At 69.5% G+C, this 13,840-nt stretch carries 10 protein-coding genes and 1 riboswitch; of the genes, 2 read left to right on the top strand and 8 right to left on the bottom strand.

All coding sequences use genetic code 11. The features are described from left to right. Window position 1: 1 nt before the first annotated feature. From AC07PF_RS19525 to AC07PF_RS19510, 4 genes are all read right to left on the bottom strand, one after another. Window positions 2-2,905: a sensor domain-containing diguanylate cyclase gene (locus AC07PF_RS19525; RefSeq protein ID WP_494612934.1), complete on the bottom strand. Its 2,904-nt coding sequence runs from the start codon at window positions 2,903-2,905 to the stop codon at window positions 2-4. Between the two features lie 141 nt (window positions 2,906-3,046). Further along, a complete protein-coding gene (gene lolD, locus AC07PF_RS19520) occupies window positions 3,047-3,775 on the bottom strand; it encodes a lipoprotein-releasing ABC transporter ATP-binding protein LolD (RefSeq protein WP_494612933.1) in 729 nt (242 codons plus the stop codon). After that, the gene (locus AC07PF_RS19515; protein ID WP_007852819.1) at window positions 3,768-5,021 is read right to left on the bottom strand and encodes a lipoprotein-releasing ABC transporter permease subunit; all 1,254 of its coding nucleotides are present in this window, start codon (window positions 5,019-5,021) and stop codon (window positions 3,768-3,770) included. Before AC07PF_RS19515 ends, lolD begins: the two co-directional genes overlap by 8 nt. An 18-nt stretch (window positions 5,022-5,039) precedes the next feature. Further along, a complete protein-coding gene (locus tag AC07PF_RS19510; RefSeq protein WP_007852817.1) occupies window positions 5,040-6,290 on the bottom strand; it encodes a lipoprotein-releasing ABC transporter permease subunit in 1,251 nt (416 codons plus the stop codon). A 76-nt stretch (window positions 6,291-6,366) separates the two neighbouring features. Between AC07PF_RS19510 and AC07PF_RS19505 the strand changes: the two genes are divergently transcribed. Together AC07PF_RS19505 and recJ are read left to right on the top strand one after the other, a co-directional pair. Then, window positions 6,367-7,317, top strand: a complete 951-nt coding sequence (locus AC07PF_RS19505) for a phosphoglycerate mutase (RefSeq protein WP_494612932.1) — start codon at window positions 6,367-6,369, stop codon at window positions 7,315-7,317. Continuing rightward, window positions 7,314-9,029: a single-stranded-DNA-specific exonuclease RecJ gene (gene recJ / locus AC07PF_RS19500; protein ID WP_494612931.1), complete on the top strand. Its 1,716-nt coding sequence runs from the start codon at window positions 7,314-7,316 to the stop codon at window positions 9,027-9,029. The genes AC07PF_RS19505 and recJ overlap by 4 nt, the downstream gene beginning before the upstream one ends. A 29-nt stretch (window positions 9,030-9,058) precedes the next feature. On the opposite strand, the gene AC07PF_RS19495 is transcribed toward recJ, so the two are convergent. The 4 genes from AC07PF_RS19495 to AC07PF_RS19480 all read right to left on the bottom strand — a co-directional run bounded on the left by AC07PF_RS19495 (window position 9,059) and on the right by AC07PF_RS19480 (window position 13,724). Continuing rightward, the gene (locus AC07PF_RS19495; RefSeq protein WP_494612930.1) at window positions 9,059-9,559 is read right to left on the bottom strand and encodes a chemotaxis protein CheW; all 501 of its coding nucleotides are present in this window, start codon (window positions 9,557-9,559) and stop codon (window positions 9,059-9,061) included. Then, window positions 9,559-11,286 carry a methyl-accepting chemotaxis protein gene (locus tag AC07PF_RS19490; protein ID WP_494612929.1) on the bottom strand — a complete coding sequence of 576 codons (1,728 nt, stop codon included), beginning with the start codon at window positions 11,284-11,286 and terminating at the stop codon, window positions 9,559-9,561. The genes AC07PF_RS19495 and AC07PF_RS19490 overlap by 1 nt, the downstream gene beginning before the upstream one ends. A gap of 182 nt (window positions 11,287-11,468) precedes the next feature. After that, window positions 11,469-11,562: riboswitch (cyclic di-GMP riboswitch) on the bottom strand. 71 nt (window positions 11,563-11,633) lie between these two features. Beyond that, on the bottom strand, window positions 11,634-11,858 hold the full coding sequence (locus tag AC07PF_RS19485) for a tautomerase family protein (protein WP_007856801.1): 225 nt from the start codon (window positions 11,856-11,858) through the stop codon (window positions 11,634-11,636). A 96-nt stretch (window positions 11,859-11,954) separates the two neighbouring features. Continuing rightward, entirely contained in the window at window positions 11,955-13,724 is a 1,770-nt protein-coding gene (locus AC07PF_RS19480; RefSeq protein ID WP_494612928.1) for a methyl-accepting chemotaxis protein, read from the bottom strand. Window positions 13,725-13,840 lie beyond the last annotated feature (116 nt).

Below are 13,840 nucleotides of genomic sequence, written 5' to 3'. Positions count from 1 at the left end.
ATCAGCCGCCCTGGAACTGGCCCCGGCCAGAGCGCTTGGCCAGGTAGAGCTTTTCATCGGCGCGGGCCATGAGATCGGCCCAGCCTTTGGCGACGTCCGTGCCCAGCGCCAATCCCGCACTGGCCCCGACCGACAGCCGCAGTTCGCCGATCTCGAACGGCGCGTGCGCCGCCTCCAGGATCTTGCCGGCCACGGCCTCGGCATGGGCCGGCTCGCGCACGCCGGCCAGCACCACGGCGAACTCGTCTCCGCCCAGCCGGGCCACCGCGTCGCTGGGCCGCACCAGGGCCAGCAGGCGCTGGGCGAAGGCCTGCAACAGCAGGTCCCCCACGGGATGGCCGTGCTCGTCGTTCACCGGCTTGAAGTGGTCCAGGTCAATGTAGAGCAGGGCCAGCTGCGCGCCTTCCGCCGCCAGGTCCTTCTGGCCCACGTAGGCCTGCAGGCCCGCCCGGTTGAGCAGGCCGGTGAGCGGGTCGTGCTGCGCCAGCTCCAGCAGCCGGCCGGCCTCCTGGTGGTAGCTGGTGACGTCCTGCGCCATCGAGACGAAGCCGTCGACCGCGCCTGGCTCGGACCACAGCGGAATGAAGTGAATGGTGACGTGGCTGGCCGGCACGCGCTGGGGATGGTCCTGGTCGAAGGTCAGGGTCTCGCCACCGAGCACCTTCTGCACCAGGGGCCGGGTGCGCGCGTACTCTGCCGCACCCAGGAATTCCTCCATGCTGCGGCCCAGGATCTGCTCGCGCGGCACGCGGTGCCAGCGCTCGAAGGCGCTGTTGACGAACTGGTAGCGCTCGTCCGGCCCGACCACCGCCACCAGCGAGGGCAGCGCCTCGGTGATGGAGCGCAGGGTGGCCGTCTGCTTGAGCAGGGCCGCGCGCGCCTGCGCCGCCTCCGAGATGTCGCGCATGATGGCCGAGAAGTGCTGGATGCGCCCCTCCCCATCGCGGTGGGCAATCACCATGTGGCTCACCGGCACCACGCGCTGCCGGGCGGCGTACACCGTGGTCTCCCCGACCCACATGCCGTGGGCCCGGACGGCCGGGAGGATGGCCTGCACGTACAGCGCATTGGTCTCGGGGGTGTTGAACTCCGTGAACATGTGGGCGCCCACGTCCTCGTCGGGTGCAAAGCCGAGCGCCCTCCGCGCCGCGGGGTTCATGTAGCTGACCCGGCCCTTGAGGTCGGTCTGCACCACGAAATCGGAGGTGTGCTCGAGGATGGCCGTGAGCACGCGCAGGCCACGCTCGGCCGCAGCGCGCTGGGTGATGTCCACACCCGTGGAAAAGAAGCCCCGCACCCGGCCATCGTCGGAGATGTCGGGCACCAGCTGGCTCTCGATGCGGTACACGACACCGTCGCGCACTTCATCGCGCTCGTAGCTCTGTGCGGTGCCCGACAGCACCCGCTGAACCCGCTGCACCGATTCGGGCGATGCGGGTTCCCCGAGCAGTTCTTCGCGCGTGCGGCCAATGACTTCCTCGCGGTCCAGGCCAAAGCGCTGGCACTGCGCCTGGTTGGCAAAGCGAAAGCGTAGCTCCCGGTCCACGTAGCCGATGCGGATCGGCAGCCCGTCGGTGACCAGGCGCACGAAGCGCTCGCTGTTGGCCAGCTGCTGCGCCATGCGCCGGCGCTCGGTCACGTCCTGGAACGCGCCGAACAGGCGCACCACAGCGCTGCCTTCGTACTCGGCCTCACCGACCGAGCGCACCCAGATGCGGCGCCCGGTGGCCGTCACCAGGGGCACCTCCAGGTCCCACGAGACGCCTGTCATGGTGGCCTGGCGCACGGCGGCCGACATGGTGCGCTGCGCATCGGGCGTGTAGAAATCGAGGGCGTTGTCCACACTGGGCGTGAAGTCCGCGGGCACCTCGTGGATGCGCCGCGTCTCGGCAGACCAGGAGACGCGGCGGCTGCGCAGGTCGAGCTCCCAGCCGCCCACGCGGGCTACATGGCCCGTGCGCTCCAGCAATTGCTGGCTGGCCAGCAGCGCCCGTTCGGCCGCCTTCTGGGCCGTGATGTCACGCCCGACGGAGTGCAGGTAAGGCCGGTGCTCGCTGTCGCGCAGGAAGCTGTTGGTCCAGGCCATCCAGCGCTCGACCCCGTCGGCGCTGAGCATGCGGTTCTCACCCTGGGTGGTGCCCTCGGTGCGAAAGACCTCGGCTATGCGCGAGCGCACCGCCTCCCGGTCGGCCAGATCGACATACGAGAACAGGTCCTTGCCCACCATGTCGCGCGGCGCGAGGCCGAAATGGCGCGCATAGGCCGGGTTGACGTAGAACACCTCGCCATGCGGCCAGGCCAGCGACACCATCTCGGTCTGCGCCTCGACCATGGTGCGGTAGCGCAGCTCGCTTTCGGACAGGGCTTTCTCGTACTCCTGGCGCACCGAGAAGGCGCGCGCGATCAGGTCGCGGCGCATGTCCAGCGCCTGCGACACCATGGCCGAGAGCGATCGCAGCGTGGCCCGCTGCTGCGGCGTGAGCTCGCGCGCCTGACGGTCGATGACGCACAGCGTGCCCACGCGGTCGCCGCCATCGCCGGCCACCAGGGGCGCGCCGGCATAGAAGCGGATGTCGGGCGCCTCGGTGACCAGGGGATTGCGCGCGAAGCGGGCGTCCTGCGTGGCGTCGTGCACCTCCATGAGCTCATCCGACAGGATGGCATGGGCGCAGAAGGCCACGTCGCGCGGCGTCTCGTTGACACCGGGCAGGCCGACGCTCGCCTTGAACCACTGGCGCTCGGCATCGACCAGGCTGATGAGCGCGATCGGCACGCCGCAGACATCGGCCGCCATGCGGGCGATGGAGTCGAACAAAGGCTCGACAGGGGAGTCCAGCACCATGAGGGCGCGCAAAGCCTCCAGCCTGCGCACTTCATCGGAGGGTATGGATGCCGGAACCGTCATCGGGCGAATCTCCTGAAGCCAACTGCGAGCATCTTAAGACGGGATCGCGCCAAAGCGAACCCTTCCATGGCACCGCAGCGCGATGCGATGGTAACCAGCAGTTCCCGCACCCCGCCGGCCACCACCGGGCGGGCACTTGCCTCAGCCGAGCTTGCCCAGCACCAGGTGCACCACCCGGTCGCAGCGCGCGGCCAGCGATTCGTCGTGCGTGACCATCACGAAGGCCGTGCCCTGCTCGCGCGCCAGCTGCAGCATGAGCGCGAAGACGCCGTCGGCGGTGTTGCGGTCCAGGTTGCCCGTGGGCTCGTCGGCCAGCACGCAGGCCGGGCGCGTGACCAGGGCGCGGGCAATGGCCACGCGCTGGCGCTCGCCGCCCGACAGCTCGGCGGGGCGGTGGTGCAGGCGCTCCTTGAGGCCCACCGAGGTGAGCACGCGCGCAGCCTCCTCATGGCACTGCTCCTGGGGCATTCGGCGAATGCGCAGCGGCATGGCCACGTTGTCCAGCGCGGTGAACTCGGGCAGCAGGTGGTGAAACTGGTAGATGAAGCCCAGGTGCTGGTTGCGCAACTGGCCCTGCTGCTCGGGCGACAGCGACGACAGCTGATGGCCCTTGAGGCGCACGCTGCCGGCCGTGGGCGCATCCAGGCCACCCAGCAGGTGCAGCAGGGTGCTCTTGCCCGAGCCCGAGGCACCGACGATGGCCAGGGTCTCGCCCGCATGCACCTGCAGGTCCACGCCGTGCAGCACGGTCACGTCGAGCCGGCCTTCGGTGAAGCGCTTGGTCAGGCCCTGGGCCTGCAGCACCACCTCGCCCCGCGCGGGCGGTGCGGCGGGCAGGGATGTGGCGGATGGAGCGATGTTCTTATTCATAGCGAAGCGCCTCGGCGGGGTTCACACGGCTGGCGCGCCAGCTGGGGTACAGGGTGGCCACGAAGGCCAGCACCAGGGAAATCAGGGCGATGGGGACGATGTCCGAGCTCTGCGGATCGCTCGGCATCTTGCTGATGAGGTAGATATCCTTGGGCAGAAAGCTCGCGTTGAGCGCGTGCTCGATGGCCGGCACGATCACATCGATGTGGAAGGCGATGACCAGGCCCAGGGCCAGGCCGGCCAGCGTGCCGATCACGCCCACCATGGCGCCCTGCACCACGAAGACGCCCATGATGCTCTTCGGGCTGGCGCCCAGGGTGCGCAGGATGGCGATGTCGGCGCGCTTGTCGGTCACCGTCATCACCAGGGTGGAGACGAGGTTGAAGGCCGCCACCGCCACGATCAGGGTGAGGATGATGAACATCATGCGTTTTTCGAGCTGCACGGCGGCGAACCAGGTGCGGTTCTGCTGCGTCCAGTCGCGCACCACCAGGCCGCCGCTCACGCTGCCGGCCAGCTCGGCCGCCACGGCGCGCGCCTGGTGCACGTCCTTGAGCTTGAGGCGGATGCCCGTGGGGGATTCGAGGCGGAAGATGCGCTGGGCGTCCTCATGGTGCAGCAGCACCAGGGCCGCGTCGTATTCGTAATGGCCCGAGTCGAAGGTGCCGGCCACTGTCATCTGCTTGAGGCGCGGCACCACCCCGGCCGGGGTGACCTGGCCTGCGGGCGCGATCAGCGTCACGGTATCGCCCGCACGCACGCCCATGGCCCGGGCCAGTTCGCCACCCAGCACCACGCGGAACTCGCCGGGCACCAGGAGCTTGAGCGTCTTCTCGTTGCCCGCGGCCAGGTCCGTCACCGAGCTTTCGAGCGCCGGGTCGATGCCGCGCACCAGCGCGCCGCGCATGTCCTGGCCGCGCGAGAGCAGCGCCTGGGCGGCGACGAAGGGCGCGGCGCCCGTCACGTTCGGGTTGCGCCTGACCTCGGCCAGGGTGGTGGCCACGTCCGGCAGCGGCGCGCCCTGGGGCGCCAGGATCTCGATGTGCGAGACCACGCTGAGCATGCGGTCGCGCACCTCGCGCTGGAAGCCGTTCATCACCGAGAGCACGATGATCAGCGCCGCCACACCGAGGGCGATGCCCAGCATGGACACGCCCGAGATGAACGAGATGAAGCCATCGCGACGCGTGGCACGCCCTGCGCGGGTATAGCGCCAGCCCAGGGCCAGTTCGTAGGGGATTTGCATAGCTAGGTCAGGCCGCCGTCATTCATAGCGCAGCGCTTCTGCGGGGTTCACGCGGCTGGCGCGCCAGCTCGGGTACAGGGTGGCCACGAAGGCCAGCGCCAGCGAGATGAGGGCGATGGGCACGATGTCGGCGCCCTGCGGCTCGCTGGGCATGCGGTCGATGAGGTAGATGTCCTTGGGCAGGAAGGTGGCGCCCAGCGCCTTCTCGATGGCCGGCACGATGACGTCGATGTTGTAGGCGATGGACAGGCCCAGGGCCAGGCCGGCCAGCGTGCCGATCACCCCCACCATGGCGCCCTGCACCACGAAGACGCCCATGATGCTTTTCGGGCTGGCGCCCAGCGTGCGCAGGATGGCGATGTCGGCGCGCTTGTCGTTGACCGTCATCACCAGCGTGGAGACGAGGTTGAAGGCCGCCACGGCGACGATCAGCGCCAGGATGATGAACATCATGCGCTTTTGCAGGCGCACGGCCTCAAACCAGGTGCGGTTCTGCTGCGTCCAGTCGCGCAGCAGCAGGTCGCCGCTCACGCTGCGCGCCAGCTGGTAGGCGACGGCATTGGCCTGCTCCAGGTCCTGCAGCTTGAGGCCGATGCCCGTGGGCCCGCGCAGGCCGAAGGTGGCCATGGCGTCGGCCTGGTGCATCCAGACCAGGGTGGAGTCGTACTGGAAATGCCCCGAATCCACCGTGCCGGCCACGGTGAGCGGCTGGTAGCGCGGGCCGCTCTGGCTGCCGCCCTGGCCGGCAGGCACCACCAGGGTCGCGGCGTCGCCCGCCTTCACCCCGAGCGATTTGGCCAGCTCACTGCCCAGCACCACGCGGAACTGCCCGGGCACCAGGGTGGCCAGCACCTCGGCGTTCGATGCCGCCAGCGAGGTCACCGAGCCTTCCAGGGCCGGATCGATGCCGCGCACCAGGGCCCCCTTCATGTCGTCGCCATGGGCGATCAGGGCCTGGGCGGCCACATAGGGGGCGGCGCCGGTGACGGCCGGGTTCTGGCGCACCTCGGCGATGGTGCGGGCTGCATCCGGCATGGCCGCGCCCTGGGGGGCGAAGACCTCGATGTGGGCCACCACGCCCAGCATGCGCTCGCGCACTTCCTTCTGGAAGCCGTTCATGACGCTGAGCACCACGATCAACGCCGCCACGCCCAGGGCGATGCCGAGCATGGACGCACCGGAGATGAAGGAAATGAAGCCGTTGCGCCGCGTGGCCCGGCCCGAGCGGGTGTAGCGCAGGCCCAGGGCCAGTTCGTAGGGAAGTTGCATGATGAAAAAAGGGGCTGGGCCCGGAAGGAGGACCGGACTCGGCGCAGGCGATTGTGGCATCCCGGACAATAGAGGGATGTCGGACACCCCCCATTTGCTCATCCCCTACGCTGCCAGCGCCTCCGAGGGGTGCCGGCAAACGCTGGCCAGCCTGCCTTTGCCGCACCTCGATCGCCTGCTGGCGCGGCTCGCAGCCGATCCCGCTGGCTCCAGCAGCGCCGAGGAAACCAGCTTCTCTGCACCCCATGAGCGCGCCCTGGCCCAGGCCCTGGGCCTGCCCCCGGACGACGGGCGCACGCCCTGGGCCGCCTGGTACCGCCAGCAGCAGGGCCAGCCCGCGGACGGCCAGGCCTGGGCCTTCGTGGCCCCCTGCCAGTGGCAGGTGACCACCGACCACGTGACCCTGCGCGACCCCGAGGCCCTGGGCCTCGATGAAGCGTCCTCGCGCGCCCTGCTGGCCATCGTCTCGCCCTGGTTCGCCGAGGACGGCATCCACCTGCACTACGACCAGCCCACGCGCTGGCTCGCCCAAGGCCCCTTGTTCGCCGACCTGGCCACGGCCTCGCTCGACCGCGTGCTGCTGCGCGACGTGCGTGCATGGATGCCCGATGCCGCCCGGGCCCGCACCCTGCACCGCCTGCACAGCGAGATGCAGATGCTGCTCTATACCCATGCCTTCAACGACGCGCGGGCCGAGCGCGGCCTGCCCACGGTCAACTCCTTCTGGGTGCATGGCGCAGGCGCCCTGCCCGCCACGGCCACCGGGCCGGCGCCCTCGATGCCGCTGGCCTTGCGCGACGCTGCGCTGCGCGAGGACTGGCGTGCCTGGGCTGCCGCCTGGACGGCGCTGGACGCTGGCCCCGTGGCCGAACTGCTGCGCCAGGCCGAGCAGGGCCGCGCCGTGCGCCTCACGCTGTGCGGCGAGCGTGCCGCCCTGGCCTTCCACAGTGCCCCGCGCGGCCTGGTGCAGCGCATCCAGGCCTATTTCCAGCCCACCCGTTTTGCCCAGGTGGCACCCCAATTATGAAAATCACGGCCAGAGACATCCCCCCGCGCGCCGCCTGGGCACTGGAGCAGGCCGGCGTGCACCCGCTGCTCGCGCGCCTGTATGCCGCGCGCGGCGTGCGTGACAAGGAAGAACTCGACGACGGACTGGCCCGCCTGCTGCCGCCCGCCGGGCTCATGGGTATCCAGCAGGCCGCCAAGCTGCTGGCGGACGCGATGGCCCGGGACCTGCGCCTGTGCGTGGTGGCCGACTACGACTGCGATGGTGCCACCGCCTGCGCCGTGGCCGTGCGCGGCCTGCGCCTGCTGGGCGCAAAGCATGTGGACTACCTGGTGCCCGACCGCGTGACCGATGGCTACGGACTGACCCCGCCGATCGCGCGCCGCGTGAAGGAGCGCGGCGCCGACATGCTGATCACCGTGGACAACGGCATCGCCAGCGTCGAGGGCGTGGCCGAGGCCAAGGCCCTGGGCCTCCTGGTGTTGGTCACCGACCACCACCTGCCCGGACCCGAGCTGCCCGCGGCCGACGCCATGGTCAACCCCAACCAGCCCGGCTGCAGCTTCGAGAGCAAGTCCCTGGCCGGCGTGGGCGTGATGTTCTACGTGCTCATGGAACTGCGCTCGGAGCTGCGCAAGCGGGGCGTGTTCGACACCGCCAGCCAGCCCAAGCTCGATCCGCTGCTCACGCTCGTCGCACTGGGTACCGTGGCCGACGTGGTGCGCCTGGACGCCAACAACCGCCGCCTGGTGGCCCAGGGCCTGCGACGCATCCGCGCGGGGGCCATGCCGGCCGGCGTGGCGGCGCTGTTCACGGCGGCCGGCCGCAAGGCGCCCGTGGCCACCACCTTCGACTTCGGCTTTGCGCTAGGCCCGCGCATCAACGCCGCCGGCCGCCTGGCCGACATGACGCTGGGCATCGAATGCCTGCTCACCGACGACGCGGGCCGCGCGAACCACCTGGCCGGCCAACTGGACACCATCAACCGCGAGCGCCGCGAGATCGAGGGCGGCATGCGCGAGCAGGCCATGCTGATGGCCGAGAACCTGTTCGACGAGAGCGAAGACCCGCCGCCCGCGATCAGCGTCTTCGACCCCGACTTCCACGAAGGCGTGGTGGGCATCGTCGCCTCGCGCATCAAGGACAAGCTGCACCGCCCGACCTTCGTCTTCGCTGCCAGCAGCGCGCCGGGCAAGGAGCATGAACTCAAGGGCTCGGGCCGCTCCATCCCCGGCTTTCACCTGCGCGACGCGCTCGACCTGGTGGCCAAGCGCCACCCGGGCGTGCTGCTCAAGTTCGGCGGCCATGCCATGGCGGCCGGCTGTACCGTGGCCGAGGAGGCTTTCGACACCTTCGAGCAGGCCCTGGCCCAGGTGGCGCAGGAATGGCTCGACGCCTCGACGCTCACGCGCCGCATCGAGACCGATGGCCCGCTGGCCCCCGAGTACTGCCGCGCCGACGTCGTGGACACGCTGCACCAGGAGGTCTGGGGCCAGGGCTTTGCGCCGCCGACCTTCAGCGAAGAGGTGCAGGTGGTGAGCCAGCGGCTGGTGGGCGAGGCCAAGAACCACCTGTCCATCAAGCTCATGCACCAGGGCAACCCGGTCGACGCGATCTGGTTCGGCCACACCGAGCAGCTGCCTGCCCGCGTCCTGCTGGCCTTTCGCCTCGATGTCAACGAGTGGCGCGGCGAGCGCAAGGTGCAGTTCCTGGTGGAGGGCGCGGAGCTCTGACGGCCCCGCGCCCGCCAGCGGCGCAGCGCTCAGGCAGCGGATACCAGCCCTTCGCCGGCCGGCACCGGCGGCGTATCGCCGAGCAGGGCATCGATGTCGAGCAGGATCAGCATGCGCTCGCCAACCTGTGCCAGACCATTGATGCAGCCCGCATCCAGCGCGCCCGACAGCCCCGGGGCCGCGTGCACCATGCCGGGCTCCAGCGTGACCACGTCGCTCACGGCATCCACCACCACGCCCACGACGCGGGTTCCCAGGTCGATCACGATCACCACGGTGGAGGGCGTGAACGCGCTGTCCGCGCAGTGCAGGCGCACGCGCAGATCGAGGATGGGAACCACCACGCCGCGCAGGTTCACCACGCCCAGCAGGAAGCCTGCGGCGCTGGGCATGCGCGTGGGCAGCTCGTAGGAGCGGATCTCCTGCACCTTCATGATGTCGATGCCGTAGTTTTCTTCGCCGAGGCGAAAGCTCAGGTACTGGCCTGCAGCGGCCAGCGGCACGCCGGCGGTCGGGTTCAATGCGTTCATCAGAAGCTCGCCCACTGGTCATCGTCCTGGGTGCTGGCGGCCTTTTCCGCGAGCCGCGGCGCAACGCCCTTTCGGGTCGGCAGTGCCGCCTTGGCCGGCACCGCCTTCGGGGGCTGCGGCGCAGTTGCGGGGGACTTGCGCGCCGGGGCTGCGGCAGGCGTGCTGGCGTAGCCCACGGCCGCCGCGCCAACGTTGAACACCGACACCACTTCGGCCAGGTGCTGGGCCTGGTCGCGCAGCGCCGCCGCTGCCGCGGCCGATTCCTCCACCAGCGCGGCGTTCTGCTGCGTCATCTGGTCCAGGTTGGTCACCGCCTGATTCACCTGCCCGATGCCATCGCGCTGCTCGCTGGCCGAGGCGGCGATCTCCGCGATCAGGTCGGTCATGCGGCGCACGCCGCCCACGATCTCGCCCATGGCCTGGCCCGCCTGGCTCACCTGGGCCGAGCCCTTTTCCACGGTTTCCACCGAGGCGCCGATCAGGGTCTTGATCTCCTTGGCCGCCTGGGCGCTGCGCTGGGCGAGGTTGCGCACCTCGCCGGCCACCACCGCAAAGCCACGGCCCTGCTCGCCCGCCCGGGCCGCCTCGACCGCCGCGTTCAGCGCCAAAATGTTGGTCTGGAAGGCGATGCCGTCGATCACGCCGATGATGTCCGCGATCCTCCTGGACGAATCGCTGATCTGCTGCATGCTGACCACCACCTGGGCCACCACCTCGCCGCCATGGGTGGCCGCCTGGGCCGCACCCACGGCCAGCTGGTTGGCCTGCTGCGCCGTTTCCGAGGACTGGGACACCGTGGCGGTCAGCTGTTCCATGCTGGCGGCCGTCTCCTCCAGGTTGCTGGCCGTCTGCTCGGTGCGGCTGCTCAGGTCGTGGTTGCCGTTGGCGATCTCGCTGGAGGCGGTGGACACCGAATCCACGCCGCGGCGCACCTCCGTCACCACGCCATGCAGCTTGTCCACCATCAGTGACAGGGCCTGCAGCAGCTGGCCGAACTCGTCCTTGCGCGTGGAGTGGACCTGCTGGGTCAGGTCCCCGCCTGCAATCGCGCCGGCCACGGTCACTGCGCGGTCCAGCGGGCGCGTGATCGAGCGCACCAGCAGGGAGGCCAACACGATGCCGATCACGAACACCACGGCGGCGCTGGACAGGCCGAGCAGCGTGGCGTTGCGCTGCGCATGCCGGGCCTCGATCTTGGCCGCGTCGCGCTGTGCCTCCTGCACCTTGACGAAGCCCTTGAGCGCATCGACGTAGGCCACCGAGGTCGGCAGGAATTCCTTGAGCGCAAACTCCTTGCGCGCCCCCGGCTCGGCCGATGCCTTGACAGCGGGGAGCTTCTTGAGGGTGTCGAGCAGGGTGCCGCGGGCTTCGCCCACCTTGGCCAGTGCGGCCTTGTCGGACTCCGACACCGCCGTGGCACGCACGCCCGTCTGGACCTCGCTGATGAGGGCCGAGCCCGCATCCTGGCGGCTGGCGAAGAATTTCTCGATCACCTCGTCGGAGCTCGCCATGCTGGCCAGCGAACGCTCGGTATTGGTCTCGGTCAGGCCCTGCCAGCGCACCGCCGCGGTGATGTTGGATTCGTAGCGCTGCACGTCGGCCAGCGCCGCTTCCATGGCCAGGCTGGAGCGGTACTGGGTGAAGACAAACACCCCCAGCATCAGCACCAACAGGCCCAGGATCGTGCCCCACATCTTCGTGGCCACCCGAATATCGTTCAACTTCATTGCTTTTCCCCGAGATTCATCGTGTGGACTGGAACAGGGGCGCCCAACCCCGTCCATCCCGGGAGGGGCGCCACAAAGGCAGTCGACACACGGGGAGCAGACGCGGGCGCGCGATCAGCGGCGCGCCCTGAAGGGGCGCCCTGCCTGGCGGCAAGTCACCCGAGGACGCAAGTCATCCGGAAATCAGCGGCCCCGCTGCCATACCCCCTCGCGCACGAGGTCTCAGACCGGAAGCTTTGCGACCCCGACTTTCGTACGGGTGTGCCTTTGTGCGGCCGATCCTACCTGTAAGTAAATATGTCAGGAAGTTGGTCGGGTATAGGCGAAGGGGCTACCTCCCCTCCTCCTCAGGCCTGGGTCGGCCCCTTGCTGCGCTGGCGCACCACGGTCACCTGCTCGCCGCCCACGCCCCAGTTGTCGGGATCGACCTCGTCGATGATGACGGTCACGGTCTCGGGCTTCTTGTCGAGCACCTCCACCATGAGCCGGGTGACGCCGGCGATCAGCGCGGCCTTCTGGGCCGAGGTGGTGGGGATGTCGCGGTTGGCAAGGCGGATGTTGACCAGGGGCATGGCAGACCTTTCTTCGATGGCAATGGGGCCGATCTTGCATGAAGAAAGGGCAGCCTGGGCTGCCCTTTCGTGGGTATTGGCGCTCCGGGCGCAGGGTCAGAAGCTCTCCCAGTCGTCGTCCCCACCCTTGGCGGTTGCATGCGGGGCCGCTGCGGCGGGAGCGGGTTTGGGGGCCGCGGCTGCCGGCTTGGACGCCGTGAGCCGTGCCGTCGCTGGCGCTGCCGGTTTGCCGGCCACGGCGGTACGGGTCGGCGCGGCCACGGGCTTGCGGGCCCCCGGTGCAGGCCGTGGCGGCGCAGCCACCGGCGCCCGTGCCGGCATGGCCCCCACGTTGAACATCGACACCACCTCGGCCAGCTTCTGTGCCTGGTCGCGCATGGATGCCGCTGCCGCCGTCGATTCCTCCACCAGCGCCGCGTTCTGCTGCGTCATCTGATCGAGGTGCGTCACCGCCTGGTTGACCTGGGCAATGCCGTCGCGCTGCTCGGTCGACGAGGCCGTGATCTCCCCGATCAGGTCGCTCACCCGGCGCACGCTGGAGACGATCTCTTCCATGCTCTGGCCTGCCTGCGCCACCTGGGCCGAGCCCGATTCGACGTTCTCCACGCTGGCACCGATCAGGGTCTTGATCTCCTTGGCCGCCTCGGCGCTGCGCTGTGCCAGGCTGCGCACTTCGCTGGCCACCACGGCGAAGCCCCGGCCCTGTTCGCCGGCACGCGCCGCTTCCACCGCAGCGTTCAGCGCCAGGATGTTGGTCTGGAAGGCGATGCCGTCGATGGTGCCGATGATGTCGGCGATCTTGCGCGAGCTGTCGGTGATCTGCTGCATGCTGCTGACCACCTGGCCCACGACTTCGCCGCCGCGGGCCGCGGCCTGGGCGGCGGTACCGGCCAGTTGATTCGCCTGGCGCGCCGTGTCCGCCGATTGCGATACCGTGGCCGTCAGCTGTTCCATGCTGGCCGCGGTTTCTTCGAGGTTGGAGGCCGTCTGCTCGGTGCGTGCCGACAGGTCGTGGTTGCCGTTGGCGATTTCCACCGAGGCCGAGGACACCGAGTCCACGCCGTGGCGCACTTCGGTCACCACGCCGCGCAGGCGCGCCGACATGGCCGAGAGCGAGCGCAGCATGTGGCCGAACTCGTCCTTGCGCGTGGCGTGCAGCTCGCGCGTGAGGTCGCCCGCGGCGATGGCGTCGATGGTCTTGACCGCCTGGTCGAGCGGGTCGCTGATGGAATGCACCAGGCGCCAGGCCAGGAAGATGCCAACCCCCAGCAGCACCATGGACAGGATGATCCCCGAAATGGCGTTCTGGATGCGGCGGCCCGTGGCGTCGGCGCGGATCGCATCGCGGCGCTTTTCCAGTACCGCCACAAAATCGTCCTGGGCCTTGAGGTAGACCGTGACCAGGGGTGCAAACTCCCTGTCCGCAAACTGCTGGGTGGCCACGGCATCGCCCGCGCCCTTGAGCTCCCAGGTCTTGGCGGTGGCGGCCAGCACCGCCTTGCGCGCGTCCAGCACCTTGTCGAGCGCCGCCTTTTCCTCAGGTGCGGTGGCCGAGGCGACGATCTTCTCCTGCACCTTGTTGATGGCGCCGATGATCTCCTTGACCTTGGCGCCGTACTGCTCGGCCAGCACGGCATCGGTGGTCACGGCGCCGCCCATCACCATGTTGACGGCCGTCTCGGTGGCGCCGCGCCAGCGCACGGCGGAGGAGATGCGCCCCTCGATCTCGATGATGTCGTCCATCGCCGACGACATGGCGTTGTTGCCGCGGTTCTGGGCGAAGCTCGAGAGCAGCAGCATCGCGATCATCAGCCCCAGGAATGCACCCCAGAGCTTGCGCGAGACGCGGATATTGTCGAATTGCATGGATCTCTTTCCCTTGTGGATCTGGCCCGGATGCCCGATGGACTGCGGCACCTGGCCGCAGAAACATTCAATTACATCCAACAGCCCATAGCCTACGACAGCCGGGCGCCGGCAAA

It is taken from the genome of Acidovorax sp. GW821-FHT10A04, assembly GCF_059415825.1.
This window is presented reverse-complemented; position numbering and strand designations above follow the sequence as displayed.